Origin of the sequence: Streptomyces sp. NPDC059866 (assembly GCF_042731325.1) — a bacterium.
GTDB classification, from domain to species: Bacteria; Actinomycetota; Actinomycetes; order Streptomycetales; family Streptomycetaceae; genus Streptomyces; species Streptomyces flavusporus.
On the sequence record NZ_JBHWJT010000012.1, the window covers coordinates 211,604 to 236,694 of the forward strand.

A 25,091-nucleotide genomic window follows, 5' to 3' on the forward strand; every position below is an offset into this window, starting at 1 on the left:
CCGTAGGGCCTAGGCCTCGAACACCTCACGCACCAGCTGCTCCTGCTCCGCCTGGTGCCGCTTGGCGGAACCCACCGCCGGCGACGACGAGTGCGGGCGGGAGATACGGCGCAGGCGCTCGCCGTGCGGGACGTCGGCGCCGACCGCCAGGTCCAGGTGGTCGATCAGGTTGAGGGCGATGAACGGCCAGGCACCCTGGTTCGCCGGCTCCTCCTGCGCCCACAGGTACTTCTCGGCGTTCGGGTACTTGGCGATCTCCGCCTGGAGCTCGGCACCCGGCAGCGGGTACAGGCGCTCGATACGGATGATCGCCGTGTCCGTGGCACCGCGCTTCTGACGCTCGGCCTCCAGGTCGTAGTAGACCTTGCCGGCGCAGAAGACGACCTTCTTCACCGCGGCCGGGTCCGTGACCGTCGCGTCGCCGATGACCGGCTGGAACTGGCCCGTGGTGAACTCCTCCGCCTTCGACGCGGCGGCCTTGAGGCGCAGCATCGACTTCGGCGTGAAGACGACCAGCGGCTTGTGGTGCGGGTTGTGCACCTGCCACCGCAGGAGGTGGAAGTAGTTCGACGGGGAGGTCGGCATGGCGACCGTCATGTTGTTCTGCGCGCACAGCTGCAGGAACCGCTCCGGGCGGGCGGACGAGTGGTCCGGGCCCTGGCCCTCGTAGCCGTGCGGGAGGAGCAGGACCACGCCGGACGTCTGGGCCCACTTCTGCTCCGCCGACGAGATGAACTCGTCCACGACCGTCTGCGCGCCGTTGACGAAGTCGCCGAACTGGGCCTCCCACATCACCAGCGCGTCCGGGCGGGCCAGCGAGTAGCCGTACTCGAAGCCCATCGCCGCGTACTCGGAGAGCAGGGAGTTGTAGACGTTCAGCCGTGCCTGGTCCTCGGAGAGGTACTGCAGCGGCGTGTACTCCTCGCCGGTGCTGCGGTCGATGATCACCGCGTGGCGCTGGCCGAACGTACCGCGCTGCGAGTCCTGGCCGGCCAGGCGGACCGGGGTGCCGTCCAGGAGGAGGGAGCCGATGGCGAGGGTCTCGCCCATGCCCCAGTCGATCGTGCCGTCCTCGACCATCGACGCCCGGCGCTGCAGCTGCGGCAGCAGACGCGGGTGGACGGTGATGTGGTCGGGGATGTTGACCTGGGACTCGGCGATCCGCTTGACGATCTCCGTGGAGACCGCGGTGTTCACGGCGACCGGGAACTCGGCCTGCGCGTCGGGCGTCTGGACCGTCGCCGGCTGCGCGGTGGCCTCGCGGACCTCCGTGAAGACCTTCTCCAGCTGGCCCTGGTAGTCCTGCAGGGCCTGCTCGGCCTCTTCCAGGGTGATGTCGCCGCGACCGATGAGGGACTCGGTGTACAGCTTGCGCACCGAGCGCTTCTTGTCGATCAGGTCGTACATCAGCGGCTGGGTGAAGGCCGGGTTGTCCGACTCGTTGTGACCGCGGCGGCGGTAGCAGATGAGGTCGATCACCACGTCCTTGTTGAACGCCTGGCGGAACTCGAAGGCCAGCCGCGCGACACGGACCACGGCCTCCGGGTCGTCGCCGTTCACGTGGAAGATCGGGGCCTCGATCATGCGGGCCACGTCCGTCGCGTACATCGAGGAGCGCGCGGACTCGGGGGCCGCGGTGAAGCCGACCTGGTTGTTGATGACCACGTGGACCGTGCCGCCGGTGCGGTAGCCGCGCAGCTGCGACATGTTCAGGGTCTCGGCCACCACGCCCTGGCCCGCGAAGGCCGCGTCACCGTGCAGGGCGACCGGCAGGACGGTGAAGTCCGTGCCGCCCTTGTTGATGATGTCCTGCTTGGCGCGGGCGATGCCCTCGAGGATCGGGTCGACCGCCTCCAGGTGCGAGGGGTTGGCGGCCAGCGAGACCTTGATCTGCTCGCCGTCCAGGCCGGTGAAGGTGCCCTCGGCGCCCAGGTGGTACTTGACGTCGCCGGAGCCGTGCATCGACTTCGGGTCGAGGTTGCCCTCGAACTCGCGGAAGATCTGCGCGTACGACTTGCCGACGATGTTGGCGAGGACGTTCAGCCGGCCGCGGTGGGCCATGCCGATGACGACCTCGTCGAGGCGGGACTCGGCCGCGCTGTCCAGGACCGCGTCCAGCAGCGGGATGACCGACTCGCCGCCCTCGAGGGAGAAGCGCTTCTGGCCGACGTACTTCGTCTGCAGGAAGGTCTCGAAAGCCTCCGCGGCGTTCAGCCGGCGCAGGATGCGCAGCTGCTCCTCGCGCTCCGGCTTGGCGTGCGGGCGCTCCACCCGGTCCTGGATCCACTTGCGCTGCTTGGGGTCCTGGATGTGCATGTACTCGATGCCGGTGGTGCGGCAGTACGAGTCGCGCAGGACGCCGAGGATGTCGCGCAGCTTCATCAGGGACTTGCCGGAGAAGCCGCCGACGGCGAACTCGCGCTCCAGGTCCCACAGGGTGAGGCCGTGCTCGGTGATGTCCAGGTCGGGGTGCTTGCGCTGGCGGTACTCCAGCGGGTCGGTGTCGGCCATGACGTGGCCGCGGACCCGGTAGGAGTGGATCAGCTCGAAGACGCGGGCGGCCTTGGTGACGTCGTCGTCGTGGCTGGCGTCGATGTCCTTGAGCCAGCGGACCGGCTCGTAGGGGATGCGCAGGGCCTCGAAGATGTCGTCGTAGAAGCCGTTCTCGCCGAGGAGCAGGTTCGCGACCTGGCGGAGGAACTCGCCGGAGGCGGCGCCCTGGATCACCCGGTGGTCGTACGTCGACGTGAGCGTCATGACCTTGGAGATGCCCAGCTTGTTGAGCGTGTCCTGGGACGTGCCCTGGAACTCCGCCGGGTAGTCCATCGAGCCGACGCCCATGATGACCGACTGGCCGGGCATCAGACGCGGGACCGAGTGCACGGTGCCGAGGCCGCCCGGGTTGGTCAGGGAGACCGTGACGCCGGTGAAGTCGTCCATCGTCAGCTTGTTGTCGCGGGCGCGGCGGACGATGTCCTCGTAGGCCTGCCAGAACTCGAAGAAGTTCAGCGTCTCGGCCTTCTTGATCGCCGCGACGACCAGCTGGCGGTCGCCGTTGGGCTTGACCAGGTCGATGGCGAGGCCGAGGTTGATGTGCGGCGGCTTGACGAGGGTCGGCTTGCCGTCCTTCTCGCCGAACGACCAGTTCATCGACGGCATGGCCTTGATGGCCTGCACCATCGCGTAGCCGATCAGGTGCGTGAAGGAGATCTTCCCGCCCCGGGCCCGCTTGAGGTGGTTGTTGATGACGATGCGGTTGTCGAAGAGCAGCTTCACCGGGACCGCGCGCACGGACGTGGCCGTGGGCAGCTCCAGGGAGGCGTTCATGTTCTTCGCGACGGCCGCGGCAGGGCCGCGCAGCGTGATCAGCTCGGGGCCCTCCGGCGCCGTCGGCGCGGCGGCGGGCTCGGCCTTTGCCTTCGGCTTGGCGGCCGGGGCCGGGGCCGCGGCCTTCGCCGGAGCCGGGGCGGGCGCGGCGGCCGGCTTCGGGGCGGCGGGAGCGGCCGGGGCGGCCGGAGCTGCCTGCTGGACCGGGGCCGCGGGAGCTGCCTGGGCCGGGGCCGGCGTCTGAGCCGTGGTGGTGGTCTCCGCAGCCGCGGTACCCGCCGGAGCCGGGGCGGACGGGGCCCCCGGCTTGTAGTCGGCGAAGAAGTCCCACCAGGCGCGGTCTACCGAATTCGGGTCCTGGAGGTACTGCTGATAGATCTCGTCGACGAGCCACTCGTTGGGACCGAACGCGGCAGCGGGGTTCTTGCCCGCTTGATCGGCGTCGGTCGAGATGCTCGATGCGTTACTGGGGGACTGTGGCGACACGGCGGCAACCGCCCTCTTCCGCTTCACAAGGTGATGGACAGCGGGAATCAAGGCTACGCCTCCATGACCGAGAAGGTCAGGCCGGGCCCGTTCATCGTCGCGTAAGTCACATCTGAGCAGGTGTTTCGGGGATGGAAATGGCGGGAAACAAGCGTGGTTCCGGTGTGAAAGGGGTGCACTGACCCGGGCCCGGCGCATACGAGACGCGGGCCTTCGCCTGATCACACGTGTCCTGCAGTGCGGACGCCTGTGGATCTTGTGGCTCCGCTTCGAACTTTACGTCAACTTGGCACGGATGGCAGTCCCGGAAGGGTGATGAGGATCCGGCAGCCCCGCTCGGATTCGGCCACACCGATCTTGCCGCCGTGCAGATCCACCGCCCAGCGGGCGATCGCCAGGCCGAGGCCCGTGCCGCCGTCGCTGCCCGGACCGTGCGGCCGGTTGACGGCACCCCGGTTGAACCGCTCGAAGACCCGGTGCCACTCCGACCGCGGAATGCCCGGACCCTCGTCCAGGACCTCGAGCTCCAGCGACTGGGGCAGCGCCCCGCGCCGCGCCTTCACCGTGACCCGGCCGTGCGGCGGGCTGTGCTTGACCGCGTTGTCGATCAGGTTGGCGACGACCTGGTGGATCCGCTCCGGGTCGGCGTGCGCGGTCAGCTCCGGCGGGGACACGTCGAGGTGCAGATGGACGTCCGTACGGGTGTGACTGCCGGAGCCGGAGGCGATGCCCGCCCGCGCGGAGGCGACCATGTTGGCCTCCTTCAGCACCCCGGACAGATACGGCCACACCTCGAACCGCCGCATCTTCAGCGGTACGACGCCGTTGTCCAGACGCGACAGGTCGAGGAGCGTCTCCACGAGACGTCCCAGCCGCTCCGTCTGTTTCAGGGCCGTCCGCATGGTCTCCGGGTCGGCCTCCGTGACGCCGTCCACGATGTTCTCCAGGACCGCGCGCAACCCGGCGATCGGTGTGCGCAGCTCGTGCGAGACGTTGGCGACCAGCTCCTTGCGCTGGTTGTCCTGGGCCTCCAGGTCGTCGGCCATGCGGTTGATCGTGACGGCCAGGTCGCCCAGCTCGTCCCACCGGTTCTCACGGACCCGCCGGGTGTAGTCGCCGTGCGAGATGGAGCGGGCCACCGCGTTCATCTCGTCCAGCGGTGCGGTGAGCGAATGCGCCACGAACTGCGTGATCAGCAGGGTGGCGATCATCGAGAAGACCGTGATGAAGCGCAGCTCGGTCTCGGTGCGCACCGCGATCATCAGCAGCCCGGTGGTGATCAGCACCGAGATGACGACCAGCGCACCCAACTTGGTCTTGATCGAGAACGGGCGTACGCCGCCCCAGGGCTCCCCGGGGCTCCTCCGTGCGGCCGGCCGCCCCTCGCTCATGGCGTCGGTGTCTCCAGGGCGTAGCCCACGCCGTGCACCGTGCGGATCCGCTCGGCGCCGATCTTCCGCCGCAGCGCCTTGATGTGGCTGTCGACGGTACGGGTGCCGGAGGCGTCCGCCCAGTCCCACACCTCGGCCAGCAGCTGCTCACGCGAGAGCACCGCGCGCGGCGTGTTCGCCAGGCAGACCAGCAGGTCGAACTCGGTGGGCGTCAGATGCACGTCCTCGCTGCGCACCCGGACCCGGCGCTGTGCGTGGTCGATCTCCAGCTCGCCCAGGCGCAGGATGCCGGTGCGCGGAGTGGCGGCCGCGACCGCGGCCCGCTCGACCCGGCGCAGCAGCACATGCACGCGCGCGGCCAGCTCCCGGATCGAGAACGGCTTGGTCATGTAGTCGTCGGCGCCGACGCCGAGACCCACCAGCATGTCGGTCTCGTCGTCGCGCGCGGTGAGCATCAGTACCGGCACCGGCCGCTGGGCCTGCACCCGTCGGCAGACCTCCAGGCCGTCGAAGCCCGGCAGCATGATGTCGAGAATCAGCAGGTCGGGCTGCCAGGCCTCGGCCGTGTCGACGGCGGCCGGGCCGTCACTGGCCGTCTGTACGAGAAATCCCTCGGCGCGCAGGCGGGCCGCGATGGCGTCGACGATCGTCGCGTCGTCCTCGACCACCAGCACCCGGCGCTGTGCGCCCGGGGTGGTCGCCGCCGTGCCGTTGTGGGAGGTGTGTGTCTGCTCCATCGCCCGCCCCTGAAGTGTGCTTTCCGGAATCCGTGGGGTGATCCCATGACTGCGATTGACGCTTGAATGATCGGCGTCAGGGATGCAGCGTACGGGGAGTCACCGCAGCTCGGCTATCCAGGTCGTACGCCGAGATGCACGGCGTCCGGAACGCCCCGGGCAACGGGGATCTCTTCGGTACGCACACACCGGAAACCGGCATTCCGCAAGGATCCTTCAAATTCCGGGGAGGGCTGCGCCGACCACACGGCGAGCACGCCGCCGGGTCTCAACACCCTTGCGCAGCTTGCCAGTCCGGCCGCGGAGTACAGCCCGTCGTTCCTCTCCGTGACGGTCCAGCCGGGCCCGTTGTCGATGTCCAGGCACAGCGCGTCGAACGTGGCGGAAGTCTCATTGACGAAGTCGATCAGATCCGCTTCGACGATCTCCGTACGGCTGTCGGCGAGGGCCTCGCGGGACAGCTCGGCGAGCGGTCCGTCGCGGTGCCAGTCGATGACGGCACGCTCGCGCTCGATCACCGTGATCCGGCCCCAGTGCGGGTTCGCGGCGGCGTGTGCGAGCGAGAATCCGACGCCGAGACCGCCGATCAGCACCGCGGGCGCCGCCCGGCCGTCCAGGGCGTTCAGGGCCGCGTCGACCAGCCGTCGCTCCGATCGTCCGTCGGAGGTGTCCATCAGGAAACAGCCGTTGACGATGATCTGCAGCAGGGCGCCGTGCCGGCGCAGCACGACCTCGCCCGAGGGGCCCTCACGACGGTCCAGGACTTCGGGGATGTCGTAGGTGGTGGCCATCTGCCCATCCTGGCACTTCTCTGACGGCATGTTGCCGGAATGACGGAGGGGAGTAGCCCGGCCCCCGGCGGTGTTGACACAGGGGCGGCACAGCGGCCCGGGAGTGATCGCTCAGAGCGAACGGGCCGGGGGAACATTCGGCGGCTCCCACGCATTGAGTCGGCATAGCTCAACTTGACTGCCTAAGGGGAGATCATGGCTGCTGAGTCCACGCCGTTCACTTCGCTCACCCTGCCCGTGCTGCCGCTCGACAGTGAGGTCGTGCTGCCCGGGATGGTGGTCCCCCTGGACCTGAGCGATGCCGAAGTGCGGGCCGCGGTGGAGGCGGCGCAGGCCGCTGCCCGGTCCGAGCTCGGAAAGCCCAAGGTCCTGCTGGTGCCCCGGATCGACGGGACGTACGCGAGCACCGGTGTGCTCGGCACCGTCGAGCAGGTCGGGCGGCTCGCCGACGGCGACCCCGGCGCCCTGATCCGGGGGCGGAACAGGGTGCGGATCGGCGCCGGGACGACCGGGCCGGGTGCCGCGCTGTGGGTCGAGGGGACCAGGGCCGACGAGAGTCTCCCGGAGCCGCTGCCCGGGCACGTCACCGAACTGGTCAAGGAGTACAAGGCCCTCGCGACCGACTGGCTGAAGAAGCGCGGCGCATGGCAGGTCGTCGACCGTGTGCAGGCCATCGACGACGTGTCCGCCCTGGCCGACAACTCGGGGTACTCGCCCTTCCTGACCCTCGATCAGAAGATCGAGCTGCTGGAGACCGGCGACCCCGTCGACCGGCTGAAGCTCGCCACCCAGCAGCTGCGCGACCACCTCGCCGAGCAGGACGTCGCCGAAACCATCGCCAAGGACGTCCAGGAGGGCGTCGACAAGCAGCAGCGCGAGTTCCTGCTGCGACGGCAGCTGGAGGCCGTACGCAAGGAACTGCGCGAGCTGAACGGCGAGAAGGACGGCGAGGAGTCCGACGACTACCGCGCCCGCGTAGAGGCCGCCGACCTGCCCGAGACGGTCCGCGAGGCCGCCCTCAAGGAGGTCGACAAGCTGGAGCGGTCCAGCGACCAGTCGCCGGAGGGCTCGTGGATCCGGACCTGGCTCGACACGGTGCTCGAACTGCCGTGGAACGAGCGGACCGAGGACGCGTACGACATCCAGGGCGCCAAGACGGTCCTGGACGCCGAGCACGCGGGCCTGGAGGACGTGAAGGAGCGGATCACCGAATACCTGGCGGTGCGCAAGCGCCGTACGGACCGGGGCCTGGGTGTCGTCGGCGGGCGGCGCGGAGGTGCCGTGCTCGCCCTCGTCGGGCCGCCCGGCGTCGGCAAGACGAGTCTCGGCGAGTCCGTCGCCCACGCCATGGGCCGCAAGTTCGTCCGCGTCGCCCTCGGCGGTGTCCGCGACGAGGCCGAGATCCGCGGTCACCGGCGTACGTACGTCGGTGCGCTGCCCGGCCGTATCGTCCGCGCCATCAAGGAGGCCGGGTCGATGAACCCGGTCGTGCTCCTGGACGAGATCGACAAGGTCGGCTCCGACTTCCGCGGCGACCCGGCCGCGGCGCTCCTCGAAGTGCTCGACCCGGCGCAGAACCACACCTTCCGCGACCACTACCTGGAAGTCGAACTCGACCTGTCCGACGTCGTCTTCCTCGCCACCGCCAACGTCCTGGAGGCCATCCCGGAGGCCCTGCTCGACCGTATGGAGCTGGTCCGGCTCGACGGCTACACCGAGGACGAGAAGATCGTCATCGCCCGTGACCACCTGCTCCCGCGCCAGCTGGAGCGGGCCGGCCTGGACAAGGACGAGGTCGTCATCGACGAGGGCGCGCTGCGCAAGCTCGCCGGCGAGTACACGCGCGAGGCGGGCGTCCGCAACCTCGAGCGGTCCATCGCACGGCTGCTGCGCAAGGTCGCGGCACAGCACGAACTGGGTGAGCGGGAGCTGCCGTTCACGATCGGGGACGGTGACCTGCGGGGTCTGATCGGACGACCGCACCACGTACCCGAGTCGGCCCAGGACCCGGCCGAACGGCGCACGGCGGTACCGGGCGTGGCGACAGGCCTCGCGGTCACGGGGGCGGGCGGTGACGTGCTGTACGTCGAGGCGTCGCTGTCCGACCCGGAGACGGGGGCGGCGGGCCTGACGCTGACCGGACAGCTGGGTGACGTGATGAAGGAGTCGGCGCAGATCGCGCTGAGCTTCCTGCGCAGCCGCGGTGCCGAGCTGGAACTCCCGGTCGCCGACCTGAAGGACCGGGGCGTGCACATCCACTTCCCGGCGGGTGCGGTGCCGAAGGACGGCCCGAGCGCGGGCATCACGATGACGACGGCACTGGCGTCACTGCTGTCCGGCCGCCTGGTCCGTACGGACGTGGCGATGACCGGCGAGGTCTCGCTGACCGGCCGCGTCCTGCCGATCGGCGGTGTGAAGCAGAAGCTGCTCGCCGCGCACCGTGCGGGTGTCACCACCGTGATCATCCCCAAGCGCAACGAGCCCGACCTGGACGACGTCCCGGCCGAGGTGCTGGACAAGCTCGACGTCCACGCCGTCACCGACGTCCGCCAGGTCCTCGAACTGGCCCTGTCGCCGGCCACGAACGGCGCGGAGTCGGAGGTTCCGGTCGCGGCGTGACGGACGTGACCGGATGGGCAAGGCCCGGGTCCCGTGAGGGAGGCCCGGGCCTTCGCCATGAGTGCGTATTAACCACCTTTACCCCTTGTGCTGTCAAGTCACGAATTTTCGTAACGTGACCCTTTTATGCGGTTCCGGCCTACTTGAAGTGCGGTTTCACCGGAAACACCGGAGAACGAGAAGGCTCCTCGGAAGCAGGAGAAACTCATGACTCGCACCAAGGGAAGCAAACAGGAAATCCGCCAGAAGCGCGGAATCCGTGTCGCGGCCGTCGCGGCTTCGGGTGTGGTGGCCGCCGGAGGGATCATCCTCCCGGCGAGTGCGGCCTCGGCATCCTCGATGCCCGGATCGCCGACCGTGAGCACGGTCGCCACGCAAGGCGACCACGGGCACAAGTACTGGCACTGCACGTGGCACAAGCACCACAAGTTCGGGCAGTGGCACAAGCACTGCAAGTGGTACAAGCACCACGACCACGACTGGTGGAACGACGACCGCGACCACCGCTGGTGGAACGACGACCGTGACCACCGCTGGTGGAACGACGACCGCGACCACCGCTGGTGGAACGACGACGACGATCATGACTGGAAGGACAGGCACGATCACGACTGGAAGGACAGGCACGATTACGACTGGTAACGGCGGCGACGTCGGCTGATCCCGACAGAGCCACGCCGCGAACCGAACCGCACCGACTCGCTGCCCCGCCGGCCCTCCACCGGCGGGGCAGCGGCAGTGCGTCGTCGGCCTGACCGGGGGAGGGAAGGGCTCCGGACGCTGCCGTTGGTCTACGCCTGCGAAATACTGAGAGAGCTGCGGCAATGGCCGGTGGCTGGCGGGAACTTTCAGGATCGGGAAACCGGATCAGGGGACTGACGTGCACGTGGACGGAAACGGCGACGGACATCGCGGCGGAAGCGGCGCGTCGCCGACTGGTGTGGACCAGGAGTTCCTGGCCCTGGAACGCGAGCTGACCGTGTTCCTGCGGCGGGCCCGCGCCAACCAGGGCGAGATGGCCCGCGAGGTCCATCCGGACCTGGAGTCGGCCGCGTACGGACTCCTCGTGCGGCTGGACGAGTGCGGCGCGCAGCGGGCCACCGAGCTCGCGGCCTACATCGGCGTCGGCAAGGCCACCATGTCCCGCCAGCTCCGCGCCCTCGACGAGCTGGGGCTGGTGGCCCGCGAACCCGATCCGGCGGACGGCCGCGCCTGGCTGGTGCACCTCACCGACGAGGGGCGGACGCGGGTGCAGCGGGTCCGGGAGGCCCGCCGGGCGCGGTACGTCCGCAAGCTCGCCCACTGGGACCGCCGCGAGGTGGCCGAACTCGCCCGGCTGTTGCACCAGTTGAACACCGGGATGGAGAAGTAGCCGGTCAGAGCTCCGCGTAGACGGCCGTCGCGTCGTCGTGGGTCTTGCTGCGGCCCAGATACGTCCGCTCCTCGCGGTCGGCGGCCTCGAGGGTGCGGACGCGGTCGATCAGCGCCTGCGCCCCCTTCTTGCGTACGAAGGTGAAGAGGTCCGTCCAGTCGCCCTCCCGGAACTTCTCCGTCCACCGGGTCGCCCCGTCCGTCAGTGCCGCCAGGGCGCGGACCTCGCTGCGCGGCAGGACCCCGGTCACCGCCCGTGCGGCCACCGAGGGATCCGCGGCGGCCGTGAAGAAGCCGCCCTCCTTGTTGCGGACGGTGGCGTCCACCAGGGCGTCGGTGGCCAGGCTCGCGCGGGGGAGGCGGGACAGGCGGTCGTCGAGGTACGGCGTGACCGTGCCGTCGGGGGACTCGACGAGAAGGGCCGAGTCGGCGAGGACCAGATACTCGACGGTCGCCGGGGACCAGCGGGCGAGGACCACGGTCGCCTGCGGGGTGCGCGGGTGAGAAAGCTCACAGGTTTCGGCATGGGACTCGGCCGTACGCGCTATGGCGCGGGCCAGGGCGTCGGACAGGGGAACATCCGGGAGTGAAACGGTCAGTTCGGTCAGCGCCCCGCCGAGCCGGGCGGTGTACCAGTGAACGGAATGCAGACAGCCTGTCCCGCCCCTCGGCGGGGTCACTCCGTCCAGCACCACGAGCGAACCGCCCTGTCCGCAGGCGGGAAGTCCGACACCGGCGAAGTCCTCGTTGGGGCGGGCCGGATCAGCCGGCTCCGAAACCAGTTCTGTGCGCATCCGGCCAGTCTGCACGAGCCCTTCACAAGGTCCGCGAAAGGGTGCCATCGCTCGCCGGATCGTCGTACCGTCGCAGGTCAGGCGCCGGGTTTGGGATGGAATGGCGGACTCCGGGAAGGCGTGGCGGCGAATAGTGCCAAAGCCCGCCGCCCACGTCCAACCGGCCCGCCGCGCGGGGCTGTCGCACACGCCGGAGGAACTTGCCCGCCAACTCCCCTCCGATGTTCACTCCTTCGGGTGGCGGGTCAGGTGATGGGCGACCACTGACCACCGGCACTGGGAGGGTCGGGGACCGGAACCGCACCGGGTGTGCACACCAGTTGACGGAGCGTCGCCCGGGCCCATGGGTACACGAGTCAGGAATGCGAGCACCGGTGCAGAAGAAGAGGCCTCGGCGCACAGGCAAGCAGACGGCCTCCGAGGGGGGCGCGGAGCGCACCCCTGTCGGCAGGGGCCGCCCGACCCACGTACGCAACCGGCTGATCGTGGCCGTGGCCGTGGTGGCCGCCGCCATCGCCGGGGCCGGCGCCCCCTCGGTCATCGCCGCCTCCGGGCAGCTGAGCGACAGCCAGGACCTGGTGACGCTGGCCGGGCAGACCCGGGACGCCCTCGTCCTGGCCCACTCCCTTGCCGACGAACGCGACGAGGTCACCTCCTACGTCGCGGCCGGCCGCCCCAAGTCCAAGGCGCCCTCCGAGCAGCGCAGCGCCCGGGTCGACCGGCAGGTCGAGGAGCTGCGCGCGAACACCGACACCCCCGCCTCGCTGCGGGCGGACCTCGATGACATCGCGACCGTACGCAGAGCGGCGCTCACCGGAAAGAGCACCGCTCTCGAAGCGCACGAGGCCTACTCCGACGCCATCGGCGAACTCCACCGGCTCGCCGAGGAACTGGCCGAACAGTTCCCGCCCCGCGCAGGCTCCGGAGCGCACGCCCTCGCCGAGCTCGACACCGCCGTCCAGCAGGCCGCCGTCACCCGCGGACTGCTCCTCGCCGCCCTCAACGTGCCGCGTACCACCCAGACGGTCATCGATCCCGTCACCGGCCTGCCGACGGAGACCGTCGTCTCCTCCGACGCCGACACCAAGCAGCGCGCCGCCCTCACCGCCGCCGCCCTGCAGGCCCGGCTGCGCTCCGACGCCGCCCTCGCCGACTTCCACGACACCGCGACCAAGGCCGCCCGCTCCTCGTACGACTCCACGGTCACCGGCCCCGAGGTCAACGCCGCCGACCAGTACCTCGCCGCCCTCACCGACCAGCCCACCCTCTCCGACCGCGAACTCGCCACCGACGCAGGCAAGCTGGACGCCGCCCTCTCCGCCCGCGTCGACACCATGCGCGGCGTCGAGTCCGCCCTCTACGAGCGTCGCATCAAGGACCTCGAGACGCTGCGCGACGACGATGTCACCGAGCTGGAGATCCGCATCGCGATCCTCGGCGCCCTGATACTCCTCGCCGTCGGTGTCGCCACCGGCCTGGCCCGCAGCCTCACCCGCCCGCTCGCCGTCCTGCGGATCGGCTCGGCCCGGCTGGCCGGCGCCGAGGACCCGGCCGCCGCAGAGCCCGTGAAGTTCACCGGCCGCAACGACGAGTTCGCCCAGGTCGTCCGCTCCGTCAACGCCCTGCACGCCCAGGCCGTGGCCCTGCACGAGCGTGTCACCACCCTCGAGTCCGACCGCAAGCACCTCATCGGCCAGCGGCAGAAGATGGCCGACGCCCGCGAGGAGCTGCGCGCCGAACTCGACGAGGCCGCCGGCCGGCTGCAGCGGCTGCGCGAGAGCATCGGCGGCACCTTCGTCAACCTCGCGCTGCGCACCCTCGGCCTGGTCGAGCGGCAGCTCGGCGTCATCGAGGGCCTGGAGGAGCGTGAGCAGGACCCCGACCGGCTCGCCACCCTGTTCAAGCTCGACCACTTCGCCACCGTCATGCGCCGGCACAGCGAGAACCTGCTCGTCCTGGCCGGCGCCGAGCACATCCAGCAGCACGCCGGGTCCGTCCCGATGGTCGACGTGGTGCGTGCCGCGGTCAGCGAGATCGAGCGGTACGAGCGGGTCCGGATCGCCGCGCTGCCGCCGCACGCGCACATCGCCGGGTTCGCCGCGGACGACCTGTCGCACCTGCTGGCCGAACTCATGGAGAACGCCACCGCGTTCTCCCCGCCCGACCTGCCCGTCGAGGTCTCCGGCTGGCTCCTGGAGAACGGCGAGGTCATGCTCTCCGTCCAGGACGAGGGCATCGGCATGACCGACGAGCGGATGAGCCGCCTCAACGCCCGTCTTGCCGACTTCGACCCCGAGGCCACGTACGACCAGGAGGGCGAGGACGGGCTCGGGCTCGGTCTGTACGTCGTCGCCCGGCTCGCCCAGCGGCACGGGGTGCGGGTGCAGGTGCGCGCGCAGAAGCAGGGCGGGGTCGCAGCCGTCGTCGTACTGCCCCAGGGGCTGCTCGCCGAGGCCCCGCAGTCCGCGGTCCCGACGGTCACACCGACGGCCGCCGGTACGCACACGTTCTCCCTGCCGGGCGCCGACGCGGAGGCCAACTCCAACGTCCTGCACGGTCGCTCGGACAGCGGCGACCCGCTGGTCGCGCTGGCGGAGAAGGCCGTACATGCGCGGGACGCGGAGCCGGAGGAGCCGGTACGGGAGCAGGCCGCCGAGCCCGAGGAGACCGCGGCGACCGACGAGTCCACCGAGGCCGACGAGGCCGTACGGGAGACCGTGGAGGCCGACGAGGCCGTACGGGTGGCCGAGGAGACGGACGAGGCCGTACGGGAGAGCGCGGAGCCGTACGAGAACGCGTCCGCGCCCGACACCCCCGCCGAGACCACGATGGAGCTCCTCATCCCGGAGCCCACGCCCGCGGAACCGGCCACGGCAGTACACCCCGCGGACGCGAACCCCGGCGACCCCTACGCTCCCGAGGCCCGCCCCACCGAGCCCCGGCCCGCGGACGCGCCCCCCGCCGACCCCTATTCCATCGGCCCCGACACCCACGAGCGCGCCCCCGACGAGGGGGACGAGCCCGTCACCGACAAGGGGTTGCCCAAGCGCACCCCGAAGATCACCGCGCCCGTTTCGGCGCCCCGGCCGCGCAGCGGATCCGTCGACGCCGAGGCACTGCGCCGCCGGCTGGGCGGCTTCCGCCGGGGAGCGGAGGCCGGTCGCCGGGACGTCGAGGCGGAAATCGCCGAACGCACGGCCGAGACGACGACGCCGGACGCAACGTCCCGGACGCCCAGCGCACACGCACATGCCGAAGAAGCCACGGGGGGCACCGTCGAGGAGGCAAGCAGTTGACCGCTCCCAGTACCTTCGGACTGAGCAGTGAAGCCCGCAATCTGCACTGGCTGCTGACCAACCTCGTCGAGGAGGTGCCCGGCATCCTGTCGGTCGCGGTGGTCTCCTCCGACGGTCTGCTGCTGCTCTCCTCCGACCCCGGCCGGAACGAGGCGGCGCGCCGGCCCCGCGAGGGCCGGCCCACCGGTCCGCGCGGCTCCTCCGCCGACCTCGCCACCGTCGTCTCCGGCATCGGCAGCCTCACCATCGGCGCAGCCCGGCTGCTGGACTTCGGCGGCGTGAAGCACACGATGGTCGCGATGGACGAGGGCAGCCTGTTCGTGATGTCGATCAGCGACGGTTCGCTGCTCGGCGTGCACGGCTCCGCGGACTGCGACATGAGCGTCGTGGCGTACCACATGGCGCTGTTCGTCGGCCGTGCCGGTCACGTCCTGACGCCCGAACTCCGCAGCGAGCTCCGAAAATCCCTGGAGTCCGAACCTACGGGGAGTGCCCAATGAGCAGTACGTCCAAGAAGCTTCCCGTGCGCGGCGGGGACCGCAAGCCCGCCCGTGTGCGCCCCTACTCGCTGACCGGCGGCCGTACCCGCTTCGGGCATGTGCTGCTGGTCGAGACGTTCGTGGCCAGCACCGCCGCCCTCGAAGCGCCCGAGGAACGCAAGGAACTGACGAATGGTTCCCTCACCACCCGGGTGATGCCGGAGATGCGGGCCATCGTCGAACTGTGCCGCCGGATGCGCACGGTGGCCGAGATCGCCGCGCTGCTGAAGATGCCGCTCGGCGTGGTCCGCGTCCTGTTGAGCGATCTCGCGGACCAGGGAAAGATCCGTGTGTACGGAACCGGAACCGGTCACGGCACGGGCCGGCCGGACCGCGCTCTGCTGGAAAGGGTGCTGAGTGGACTCCGTCGTCTCTGACGCCGCCCGTGGCGTCTCCCCCCTCGTCGAGCCCGACGACAACCTCAAGACCTGGCAGACGGACCGCACCCGGGCCCCCATCGCCACGAAGATCGTCGTAGCGGGCGGTTTCGGCGTGGGCAAGACCACGCTGGTCACCTCGGTCTCGGAGATCACGCCGCTCCAGACGGAGGCGCTGATGACCGAGGCCAGTGAGGAGACCGACGACCTCACCGCCACGCCCGGCAAGCTGACCACCACCGTGGCCATGGACTTCGGCCGTATCACGCTCGACGACGACCTGGTGCTCTACCTGTTCGGCACGCCGGGCCAGCAGCGGTTCTGGTTCATGTGGGACGACCTGGTGCGCGGCGCGATCGGTGCGGTCGTGCTGGCCGACACCCGCCGGCTGAAGGACTGCTTCCCGGCACTGGACTACTTCGAGAGCTGCGGACTGCCGTACGTCGTCGCGGTCAACCACTTCGACGGCACGGAGCTGTTCGAGCCGGAGGACGTGCGGGAGGCGCTGACGATCCCGCCCCACATACCTGTCATGATCATGGACGCGCGGCGCCGGATCTCGGTGATCGAGACCCTTCTGGCCCTGGTGGCCCACACGCTCGAGGAAACGCCCGAGTAATCCCCGAGCAGTCCCCGAGTTGTCCCCGCGTAGTCCTGAGCAGCCCAGTAGTCGGAGGAGACACCCCCGCATGCGGAAGATACTCGTCGTCGGAGCCGGCCAGTCCGGACTCCAGCTCGCTCTCGGCCTGCAGTCCCACGGGTACGAAGTCACCCTGATGTCCAACCGGACGGCGGACGAGATCCGCACCGGCCGGGTCATGTCGACGCAGTGCATGTTCCACACGGCCCTCCAGCACGAGCGCGATCTCCAGCTGAACTTCTGGGAGTCCCAGGCCCCGAAGATCGAAGGACTCGGCGTCTCGGTCGCGGCCCCCGGCTCGCACGACCCGGGCCCGACACAGCGGGCGATCGACTGGGTGGGCACCCTCGACGGGTATGCGCAGTCGGTCGACCAGCGGGTGAAGATGGCCGGCTGGATGGAGACCTTCGCCCAGCGCGGCGGCCAGCTGGTCATCCACGGGGCGGCGGTCGGCGACCTCGACTACTTCTCCCGTACGTACGACCTGGTCCTCGTCTCCGCGGGCAAGGGCGAGCTGGTGTCCATGTTCGGCCGCGACCCGGAGAGGTCCCCGTACAGCGAGCCGCAGCGCGCCCTCGCCGTCGCCTATGTGCACGGCCTGGGCCCGCGCCCGGAGCACCCGGAGTTCGACGCGGTCCGCTGCAACCTGGTGCCCGGCGTCGGCGAGCTGTTCGTCATGCCGACCCTCACCAACTCCGGCCGCGCCGACATCCTGTTCTGGGAGGGCATCCCCGGCGGCCCGCTGGACGTCTTCAACGGCGTCAAGGACCCGGCGGAGCACCTATCCCTGACCCTGGAACTCATGGAGAAGTTCGTCCCCTGGGAGTACGCGCGGGCCACCAAGGTGGAACTCACCGACGCGAACGGCACCCTCTCCGGCCGCTACGCCCCCACCGTGCGCAACCCCGTCGGCCGCCTCCCTGGCGGTGGTCTGGTGCTCGGCGTCGCCGACGTGGTCGTCGCCAACGACCCGATCACCGGCCAGGGCTCCAACTCGGCGTCCAAGTGCGCCGCCTCCTACCTCGCCTCGATCCTCGAACACGGTGAGAAGGAGTTCGACGAGGCGTGGATGCGGCAGACCTTCGACCGCTACTGGGACACCGCCCAGCACGTCACCAAGTGGACGAACGCCATGCTGGCCCCGCCGCCGGAGCACATCCTGAACCTCATCGGCGCCGCCGGACAGCTCCAGCCCGTCGCCGACCGCTTCGCCAACGGCTTCAACGACCCGGCGGACTTCGAGAACTTCTTCTACGAGCCGGAGAAGACGGCCGCCTACCTCGCCGAGGTCGGCGGCGCGGCCGAGGCGTAGCCCTCGTCCGACCCGTCCATGGCGCCCTTGGGGAGCTTCGGCGGCGCGTACCGCCGCAGGGGCTCCCCGCCGGGGTCGGGCCGGACGGCCCCCAGGATCGGGTTGGCCGCGATCGGCGAGACCTTGACCTTCGCGCCCGGCCGCGGTGCCTGGACCACCATCCCGTCGCCGAGGTACATCGCCACGTGCGTGGCCTGAGGGAAGTACACCACCAGGTCCCCGGGCCGCAGCGCGCTCATCGGGATGCGCTTCAGACGCGCCCACTGCTCCTGGCTGGTCCGCGGGATCGTCGTCCCGGCCTTCGCCCACGCCTGCGAGGTCAGCCCCGAGCAGTCGAACGACTTCGGCCCCTCCGCACCCCACTCGTAGGGCTTCCCCAGCTGACGCACGGCGTAGCGCAGGGCCCGGTCGCCCTCCTGGGTCGGCTTCTGTGCACTGCTGAGGGCGCCGGACGCCAGGAACTCCTGCTGGGCCTTCGCGATCCCGTTCTTCTCGAACTCGGCGAGCGCCGCCAGCTGCTCGGCACTGAGCGAGGCGAGCATCTCCTCCACCGCGTCCAGCCGCCTGCGCACCTCGTCCCGCTGCTTCTTCTGCCGTGCGGCGAGGGTGAGTTGGCGGTCGAGGGCCGTGCGGGCCCTGCGAGCCAGCTCGTCGGCCCGGCGCTCGCCGCCGGTCAGCTCGGCCACCGTCTTGGCCCGCTCCCGGGCCAGCTGGCCGATCACATGCCCCTGCTCGAGCGCGTGCTGCGGATCGCGGGCGAGCAGCAGCCGTACGTACGGGGAGATGTCGGTGCTGCCCTGGTACTGCTGCCGGGCCAGCCGTCCGGCGGAGCTCCGGCTGTCCTGCAGGGCGAGCCGGGCGCGGGCCAGCGCGGTGTCAAGGCGGCGGACCTCGGCGCGCTGTTTCCTCAGCTTCTCCTCGGTGGCGTTGTGGGCCTCGGTGGCCCGCTCGGCCTCCCGGTACAGCCGCCGAAGGTCCGTCAGCAGCTCGGCCACGGTTCGCTTTCCGGGTGCGGGCGGCTGCGGTGCGGCGGCCGCGGGTACGGCGGCGAGCACGGCGTGGGCCGCCACGGTCGCCGTACACACCAGACGCAGGAGTCTTCCTGACACTTCATCACCTCCGGTGCGGGCAGCGTCTGCGCTCCGCACCGCGAGCATCCCCGGGTCCGCGCGGGGCGCTCGCCGGGTGTGCGGGGGATGGCGTAACCAGGTCACCCGTCGGCGTCGTCCGGCTTGCCGCCCGGCGTGGCGTCGGGCTTGGCGTCCGGTTTGGACCACGGCCATCTGAGGCGGCGGCCGCCCTGGTCGCCGCTGGGGTCGTGGACGTACTTCCAGCGCTGTGTGAGCCGGCCGTGTCCCCGTGGCACGCGGCGGTAGACCAGCACGGTGGGCGGGCCGCCGTGCGGGTCCGGCACGGGGATGCGGTACGTCTTGGGCGGGTGCCCGGTGAGCCCGAGGAGCACGGGCAGGACGCGGCCGTCCAGGGGCCCGCCCTCGAAGGGGGTGTCTTCGCTCTTCACGGGACCAGTCTCAGGTATCCGCCTCGGGTGTCTGCTGCAGGTGTCCGCTTCACGTGTCCGCCTCGGGTGTCTGCTGCAGGTGCCTGCTTCACGTGTCCGCTTCAGGTGTCCGCCGAGGCGAGGGCCTGTACGACCGAGGCGGTCTGGGGGTCGCGGGCGGCGGTCACCGAGAGCACCGCGACGAACTGCTCCACCAGCCAGTCCCGCAGCTCGTCGACGGGCGGCTGCTTGTTCTCGTCGAGCCAGATCAGCGAGGCCGCCTCCACGGCGGTGATCCACATGCGCACGGTCATCCGCAGCCGGGGGGTTGGTTCGGTGATGTCCAGGTGGCGCAGGATGTGATCGGCCGCAGCCCGTCGTACGCCGTCCACGATGGCGGTCGTGCGGGACGTCTCGACGACGCTGCCGCCCTGGAGGAGGGCGCTGAAGCCGGCGTCGTGCTGGTCGACGAAGGCGAGATAGCGGTCCAGGGCGCGGTGCAGACGGGGGAGGAGCGGGCCCTGTCTCGGCTCGTCGAAGCACTGCTCGAGTTCCTCTGCGGCGGAGCGCAGGGCGGCCTCGTACAGCTGTTGCTTGCCGCCCGGGAAGTAGCGGTAGACCAGGGGGCGGGAGACCCCGGCTGCCTCCGCCACGTCGTCGAGGGAGACGTCCTCGGGGGCGCGGTGGGCGAAGAGGGTGAGGGCGGCGGTCAGGAGTTGGGTGCGGCGTTCCTCTACGCTCAGGCGGCGGTAGGCGGGGGCGGGGGTCATGACCGCAGCGTAACCGGGGCGTGCGGTGAGCTGTGTCCGTGTGTGGGGGCTGGCGTGGGGGTGGGTGCGCAGCCCGGCGCTTGCGGGGTGCCGCCCGCGCCCACCCGTGCCGCCCCAGGCGGCACGACTGCCCGCGGCTGGACGGGCTACGCCAGCAGGCCCGATGACTTCCACAGGCGGCGGCCGACTCCCCGCAGTACTCCGATGTCGTCCAGGAAGTCCGTCAGGCGCTTTGCGCCCGTCTGCATGATTTCGCGGCGGTGGGCGCTTGCCTTGACCTGGGCCATTGCCTCGCGTTTGTCCAGGCCCACGTTCGTGTAGACCTCGGGGTTGACGAAGGCGACCGAGAAGACGCGGGCGAACTCGCCGGAGGTGATGCGGGTGAACTCCTGGGACCACTTGGGGGCGGTCACCATCTGGCGGCGCAGTTCCTCGCGGGCGTAGCGGACATGGCGGGCCTCCTCGACGACGTGGATGCGGGTCACGCCCCGGATCAGTGGCTGCACACGCTCGTCGGGGAAGGTCAGCCGCTGCATCCAGTCGAGGACCTCCTCGCCGAGCAGGGTCGCGGTGAAGGAACCGGGCGTGGTGGAGATGGTCTTGAAGAGACGGCCGAGCTGCTGGTGGGTGCGGCTCACCGGGTACCAGGGCGTCTCACCGTGCGCTATGAGCCGGGCGAACATCTTGGAGTGCCGGCACTCGTCCTCGATCTCGGTGAGGGCGTAGCGGACATGGGCGCTCGTCGCCGCCTTGTCGTAGATGTGCCGGACCAGCAGCTGCATCAGGATGAGCTCGAACCAGATGCCGAGCGAGGCGAGCGCGGCGGCCTCGTGCTGGGAGAGCAGAATCCGCTGCTCCTCGCTCATCCGCTTCCACATCGGCGTGCCGTACAGCGACACCAGTTCCGGCGGCCAGAACCACTTGCCCTCCTCGAAGGGCGCGTCCCAGTCGAGTTCCTTGTCCGGGTCGAAGGAGTGCTTGGCCGAGGAGTCGAGCAGCCGCTCGGCCACCTGCTCGCGGTCCTTGAGCAGGCCGAGCGCGTCGCGCAGCCCTTCGAGCGCCTCGGTTTCGGTGAGGGATGTCATGCCGCTATGAGACTGCCTGTCAGCAAGCCCGTCAATCCCCTGTGCGTGACTTGTTGACCCCGCGTCTACTACGTGTGAACCTGCGCACCATGCCGACCTTCGACCAGTACGCCATGGACCCCGGAGCCTCCCTCTGGCCGGTGCCCGCGACCGGTGCGGCCCGGTTCAGCTGGGAGTACGACGACGGCCGCGACCGTCTCCTGGCCCTGTATCAGAAGGGCAAGGACAAGCAGTGGGACGGGCAGAAGCGGATCGACTGGGCTCTGGAGGTCGATCCCCACGACCCGCTCGGCACCCCCGACGAGGCGCTCTCGCTGTACGGCACGAAGCACTGGGCGAAGCTCACCGAGAAGGACCGGGGTGAACTGCGGCGGCACTACTCCGCCTGGCAGTTCAGCCAGTTCCTGCACGGCGAGCAGGGCGCGATGATCTGCGCGGCGCGGATCGTCGAGTCCGTTCCCGACCTGGACGCCAAGTTCTACTCGGCGACGCAGACCATGGACGAGGCCCGGCACGCGGAGATCTACGGGCGCTTCCTGCACGAGAAGATCGGGATGCTCTACCCGATCAACGACAACCTCCAGTCCCTGCTCGGCGACACCCTGCGCGACAGCCGCTGGGACATGCCCTACCTCGGCATGCAGGTGCTGATCGAGGGCCTCGCCCTGGCCGCCTTCGGCATGATCAGGGACACCACGAACAAGCCGCTGCCGAAGCAGATCCTGGCGTACGTCATGCAGGACGAGGCCCGGCATGTGGCCTTCGGCCGGATGGCCCTGCGGGACTACTACCGGCAGCTCAGCGACGCCGAACTGCGCGAACGCGAGGAGTTCGTCATCGAGGGCTGCTATCTGATGCGCGACCGGCTGCGGGGCGTGGAGGTGCTGGAGAACTTCGGCATCCCGAAGGCGGAGGCCGAGGAGTACACCGAGCGGTCCGAGTTCCTCGCCCTCTTCCGCAAGCTGCTCTTCAGCCGCATCGTCCCCTGCGTCAGGGACATCGGTCTGTGGGGCAAGCGTCTCCAGCAGGCCTATGTCGACATGGGCGTCCTCGAGATGGGTGACTCCAACCTCGACCTGCTGATGTCCCAGGACGAGGAGATCGCGGACCGGCTCGACGCCGAGCGCTTCGCGGCCGAGGAACAGGAGCGGGTCGCGGAGGTGACGGAGGCGATCGAAGCGGGCGCCTCCCCCGACTGACGGCTTCTCACGACCTGAGCACCGCCGCCATCACCGCCCGGGCGATCGGCGCCGCCGCCTCGGCCCCGCTGATGTGCCCCCGGTGCGCCGCCGCGTCCTCCACCACCACGGCGACCGCGACCCTCGGCTCCAGTTCGTCCTCGGCCTGCGCCCAGGACACGAACCAGGCGTACGGCACACCCGTGTTGCCGATGCCGTGCTGGGCGGTGCCGGTCTTGCCGCCGACCGTCGCGCCGGGGATCGCGGCGTTGGTGCCGGTGCCGTCCTCCACCACGCCCCGCATCAGCTCACGCAGCCGGGCCGCGGTGGACGGGAGCATCGCCTGGCGGACCGGGCGGGCGCCGGCCGTGAACACCGTCGCACCCCGGTTCGTGGTCGTGCGCTCCACGAGGTACGGCTCCCGCAACTGCCCGCGGTTGGCGACGGCCGCCGAGACCATCGCCATCTGCAGCGGCGTGGCCCGCGTGTTGTACTGCCCGATGGACGACAGGGCCAGCTGCGCCCGGTCGACCCTGGTGTCGAAGCTGCTCGGGGAGACCGGATACGGGATCCGCAGTCCCGTGTCGTTGAAGCCGAACGCCTGGGCGGTCGCCGCCATGCCGGTCACGCCCACGTCCACGCCCAGCTTCGCGAACACCGTGTTGCAGGACCGCTCGAAGGCCACCCGCAGTGAGGCGTTCCGGCAGCCCTCGGCCGCGTTGCGCAGGGGCGTCGTGGTGCCGGGCAGGACATACGGGTCGGGCGAGCGGGTGGGCCGGTCGACATGCCTGATCACGCCGGCGTCCAGGGCCGCCGCCGCGGTGACCACCTTGAAGGTCGAGCCCGGCGGATACGTCTGCCGCGCCGCCCGGTTCAGCATCGGCCTGGCAGGGTCCTCGTTGAGACCGCGCCAGGAACGGGTCACCGACGGGCCGTTCCCCGACAGCGACTCCGGGTCGTACGAGGGAGTGGAGACCAGCGCCAGGATCCGTCCCGTCGCCGGTTCCAGCGCCGCCACCGCACCCGTGCGTGTGCCCAGCCCCTTGTACGCCGCCTGCTGCGCCGCCGCGTCGAGCGTGGTGACGACGTCACCGCCCGGGTTCTGCGCCCGGGTGAGGTCGGACCACAGGGGGAACGGCGAGAGCATCGGGTCGGTGCCGGACAGGGTGCCGTCCTCGGCGTGCTCCAGGAACGACGTGCCGTACTCCTGTGAGGCGAAGCCGGTGACGGGGGCGTACAACGGGCCGTTCGCGTAGGTGCGTTCGTAGCGGAGCTGCTCGCCGGTGTCCTCGGAGCCGGTGACCGGCCGGCCGCCGACCAGGATGTCGCCGCGCGGCTGGCCGTAACGGGCGATGCTCTGACGGCGGTTGGCGGGGTTGTCGTCGTACGCCGGGGCCCGGACGACCTGGATGCGGGACGCGTTGAGCAGCAGGGCGACGAGCAGCAGGGCGCAGAAGGCGGCGGCGTGTCTGATGTGCCGGGTCACGGGGCGACCCGCCCGTCGTACTGTCTGCGGGCCGAGTCGCTCACCCGGATCAGCAGCGCCACGATCGCCCAGTTGGTGACCACCGAGGAGCCGCCCTGCGCCAGGAACGGCATCGCCATGCCGGTCAGCGGGATCAGGCCCGTCACCCCGCCCGCGATGACGAACACCTGGAGCGCCACGATCGACGCGAGCCCCACCGCGAGCAGCCGGCCGAAGGGGTCGCGCAGGGCGAGGCCGGCCCGGTAGCCGCGCTCGACGAGCAGGGCGTACAGCAGGAAGATCGCGGTCAGGCCCAGCAGGCCGAGTTCCTCGCCCGCCGTGGCCAGGATGAAGTCGGACTTGACGGCGAAGCCGATCAGGGGGGAGTGACCGAGCCCGAGACCCGTGCCGAGCATCCCGCCCGCCGCGAAGGCGAACAGGGACTGCGCGAGCTGGCCCGGGCCCTGGCCGGCGTCGATCGAGGCGAACGGGTGCAGCCAGTCGTGGATCCGGGCGGCCACATGGGGTTCCATCCGGCCGACGGCGACCGCGCCCAGCGTCGCGAGCAGCAGACCGACCGCGATCCAGCCGGTGCGGCCGGTCGCGACGTACAGCATGACCACGAACAGGCCGAAGAAGAGCAGCGAGGTGCCCAGGTCGCGTTCGAGGATCAGGACGCAGACGCTCAGCAGCCAGATGGCGACGACCGGCCCGAGGACCCGGCCGGTGGGAAACTGCAACCGCCAGATGCGGCGGCCCGCGTACGCCAGCGCGCTGCGGTTCGCGGCCAGGTACGCGGCGAAGAACACCGCCAGCAGCACCTTCGCGAACTCGCCCGGCTGGATGGAGAATCCGGCGATCCGGATCCAGATCCGGGCGCCGTTCACGGCCGGGAACAGGATCGGCAGGGTGAGCAGGACCAGGGCGGCGGCGACACAGACGTACGCGTAGCGCTGCAGGACCCGGTGGTCGCGCAGCGCGGCGACGACCACGATGAACAGGGCCACCCCGAGGGTCGACCAGACGAGCTGGGCCGGGGCCGCCCGGTCACCCGGCGTCTGCAGGTCCAGCCGGTAGATCAGCACCAGGCCGAGGCCGTTGAGCAGGACACCGATGGGCAGGAGCAGCGGATCGGCGTACGGGGCGCGCAGACGGACCGTCAGGTGGGTGAGCAGCGCGAGGACGCCGAGCCCGGCACCGTAGCCCATGGCGCCGGGCGGAACGGCGTCGTGCCGGGCGAGGCCGACAGCGCAGTAGCCGTACACCGAGAGGAGCACCGCCAGGACGATGAGGGCGAGTTCGATGCCACGGCGCCGGGGGATGCGGAGTGCGGGAGCGGGTGTGTCCGCTGCCACGGTGGTTCCGGTTCCGGCCTTCGTCATGCCCGGAACTTACCCAAATGAGGAGAGTTGTTC

General features: G+C 70.5%; 20 protein-coding genes. 9 read left to right on the plus strand and 11 right to left on the minus strand.

Annotation, left to right across the window (positions count from 1 at the left end):
* Positions 1 to 9: 9 nt before the first annotated feature.
* From ACFV7R_RS20420 to ACFV7R_RS20435, 4 genes are all read right to left on the minus strand, one after another.
* On the minus strand, positions 10 to 3,813 hold the full coding sequence (locus ACFV7R_RS20420; protein ID WP_385265169.1) for a multifunctional oxoglutarate decarboxylase/oxoglutarate dehydrogenase thiamine pyrophosphate-binding subunit/dihydrolipoyllysine-residue succinyltransferase subunit: 3,804 nt from the start codon (positions 3,811 to 3,813) through the stop codon (positions 10 to 12).
* Between the two features lie 281 nt (positions 3,814 to 4,094).
* Complete coding sequence (locus tag ACFV7R_RS20425; protein WP_385265172.1) at positions 4,095 to 5,204, minus strand: ATP-binding protein; 1,110 nt, start codon at positions 5,202 to 5,204, stop codon at positions 4,095 to 4,097.
* The gene (locus ACFV7R_RS20430) at positions 5,201 to 5,941 is read right to left on the minus strand and encodes a response regulator transcription factor (protein WP_129800686.1); all 741 of its coding nucleotides are present in this window, start codon (positions 5,939 to 5,941) and stop codon (positions 5,201 to 5,203) included. Before ACFV7R_RS20430 ends, ACFV7R_RS20425 begins: the two co-directional genes overlap by 4 nt.
* Positions 5,942 to 6,054: 113 nt before the next feature.
* Positions 6,055 to 6,732 carry a spermidine synthase gene (locus ACFV7R_RS20435; RefSeq protein WP_385265175.1) on the minus strand — a complete coding sequence of 226 codons (678 nt, stop codon included), beginning with the start codon at positions 6,730 to 6,732 and terminating at the stop codon, positions 6,055 to 6,057.
* 195 nt (positions 6,733 to 6,927) lie between these two features.
* Here ACFV7R_RS20435 and lon point away from each other — a divergent pair, with 195 nt between their 5' ends.
* From lon to ACFV7R_RS20450, 3 genes are all read left to right on the plus strand, one after another.
* Complete coding sequence (gene lon, locus ACFV7R_RS20440) at positions 6,928 to 9,351, plus strand: endopeptidase La (protein ID WP_385265178.1); 2,424 nt, start codon at positions 6,928 to 6,930, stop codon at positions 9,349 to 9,351.
* A 207-nt stretch (positions 9,352 to 9,558) separates the two neighbouring features.
* Positions 9,559 to 9,993, plus strand: coding sequence for a hypothetical protein (locus ACFV7R_RS20445; RefSeq protein WP_385265180.1), 435 nt, complete (start codon positions 9,559 to 9,561; stop codon positions 9,991 to 9,993).
* A 238-nt stretch (positions 9,994 to 10,231) separates the two neighbouring features.
* Complete coding sequence (locus ACFV7R_RS20450; protein WP_129800683.1) at positions 10,232 to 10,723, plus strand: MarR family winged helix-turn-helix transcriptional regulator; 492 nt, start codon at positions 10,232 to 10,234, stop codon at positions 10,721 to 10,723.
* Positions 10,724 to 10,727: 4 nt separating this feature from the next.
* On the opposite strand, the gene ACFV7R_RS20455 is transcribed toward ACFV7R_RS20450, so the two are convergent.
* Positions 10,728 to 11,516 carry a protein phosphatase 2C domain-containing protein gene (locus tag ACFV7R_RS20455; RefSeq protein WP_385265184.1) on the minus strand — a complete coding sequence of 263 codons (789 nt, stop codon included), beginning with the start codon at positions 11,514 to 11,516 and terminating at the stop codon, positions 10,728 to 10,730.
* A 362-nt stretch (positions 11,517 to 11,878) separates the two neighbouring features.
* On the opposite strand from ACFV7R_RS20455, the gene ACFV7R_RS20460 reads away from it, so the two are divergent.
* The 5 genes from ACFV7R_RS20460 (at position 11,879) to ACFV7R_RS20480 (ending at position 17,680) form a co-directional block, all read left to right on the plus strand.
* Positions 11,879 to 14,812, plus strand: a complete 2,934-nt coding sequence (locus ACFV7R_RS20460; protein WP_385265186.1) for a nitrate- and nitrite sensing domain-containing protein — start codon at positions 11,879 to 11,881, stop codon at positions 14,810 to 14,812.
* Positions 14,809 to 15,312, plus strand: coding sequence for a roadblock/LC7 domain-containing protein (locus tag ACFV7R_RS20465; RefSeq protein ID WP_385265188.1), 504 nt, complete (start codon positions 14,809 to 14,811; stop codon positions 15,310 to 15,312). Before ACFV7R_RS20460 ends, ACFV7R_RS20465 begins: the two co-directional genes overlap by 4 nt.
* Complete coding sequence (locus ACFV7R_RS20470; RefSeq protein WP_129800680.1) at positions 15,309 to 15,728, plus strand: DUF742 domain-containing protein; 420 nt, start codon at positions 15,309 to 15,311, stop codon at positions 15,726 to 15,728. Before ACFV7R_RS20465 ends, ACFV7R_RS20470 begins: the two co-directional genes overlap by 4 nt.
* Positions 15,709 to 16,347, plus strand: coding sequence for an ATP/GTP-binding protein (locus tag ACFV7R_RS20475; RefSeq protein ID WP_385265190.1), 639 nt, complete (start codon positions 15,709 to 15,711; stop codon positions 16,345 to 16,347). The genes ACFV7R_RS20470 and ACFV7R_RS20475 overlap by 20 nt, the downstream gene beginning before the upstream one ends.
* Positions 16,348 to 16,417: 70 nt before the next feature.
* Positions 16,418 to 17,680, plus strand: a complete 1,263-nt coding sequence (locus tag ACFV7R_RS20480) for a styrene monooxygenase/indole monooxygenase family protein (RefSeq protein WP_385265193.1) — start codon at positions 16,418 to 16,420, stop codon at positions 17,678 to 17,680.
* On the opposite strand, the gene ACFV7R_RS20485 is transcribed toward ACFV7R_RS20480, so the two are convergent.
* From ACFV7R_RS20485 to ACFV7R_RS20500, 4 genes are all read right to left on the minus strand, one after another.
* Positions 17,644 to 18,789, minus strand: a complete 1,146-nt coding sequence (locus ACFV7R_RS20485; protein ID WP_385265195.1) for an NlpC/P60 family protein — start codon at positions 18,787 to 18,789, stop codon at positions 17,644 to 17,646. The genes ACFV7R_RS20480 and ACFV7R_RS20485 overlap by 37 nt on opposite strands.
* Before the next feature lie 101 nt (positions 18,790 to 18,890).
* A complete protein-coding gene (locus ACFV7R_RS20490; RefSeq protein WP_385265198.1) occupies positions 18,891 to 19,199 on the minus strand; it encodes a hypothetical protein in 309 nt (102 codons plus the stop codon).
* 101 nt (positions 19,200 to 19,300) lie between these two features.
* Complete coding sequence (locus ACFV7R_RS20495; RefSeq protein ID WP_385265200.1) at positions 19,301 to 19,948, minus strand: TetR/AcrR family transcriptional regulator; 648 nt, start codon at positions 19,946 to 19,948, stop codon at positions 19,301 to 19,303.
* A gap of 146 nt (positions 19,949 to 20,094) precedes the next feature.
* Positions 20,095 to 21,033, minus strand: a complete 939-nt coding sequence (locus ACFV7R_RS20500; protein WP_385265203.1) for a diiron oxygenase — start codon at positions 21,031 to 21,033, stop codon at positions 20,095 to 20,097.
* 89 nt (positions 21,034 to 21,122) lie between these two features.
* Here ACFV7R_RS20500 and ACFV7R_RS20505 point away from each other — a divergent pair, with 89 nt between their 5' ends.
* Entirely contained in the window at positions 21,123 to 22,232 is a 1,110-nt protein-coding gene (locus ACFV7R_RS20505) for a ferritin-like domain-containing protein (RefSeq protein WP_385265206.1), read from the plus strand.
* Positions 22,233 to 22,239: 7 nt separating this feature from the next.
* Here the strand turns inward: ACFV7R_RS20505 and ACFV7R_RS20510 are convergent, their stop codons facing one another.
* Together ACFV7R_RS20510 and ACFV7R_RS20515 are read right to left on the minus strand one after the other, a co-directional pair.
* A complete protein-coding gene (locus ACFV7R_RS20510; protein ID WP_385265208.1) occupies positions 22,240 to 23,697 on the minus strand; it encodes a penicillin-binding transpeptidase domain-containing protein in 1,458 nt (485 codons plus the stop codon).
* The gene (locus ACFV7R_RS20515) at positions 23,694 to 25,058 is read right to left on the minus strand and encodes an FtsW/RodA/SpoVE family cell cycle protein (protein WP_385265210.1); all 1,365 of its coding nucleotides are present in this window, start codon (positions 25,056 to 25,058) and stop codon (positions 23,694 to 23,696) included. The genes ACFV7R_RS20510 and ACFV7R_RS20515 overlap by 4 nt, the downstream gene beginning before the upstream one ends.
* Positions 25,059 to 25,091 lie beyond the last annotated feature (33 nt).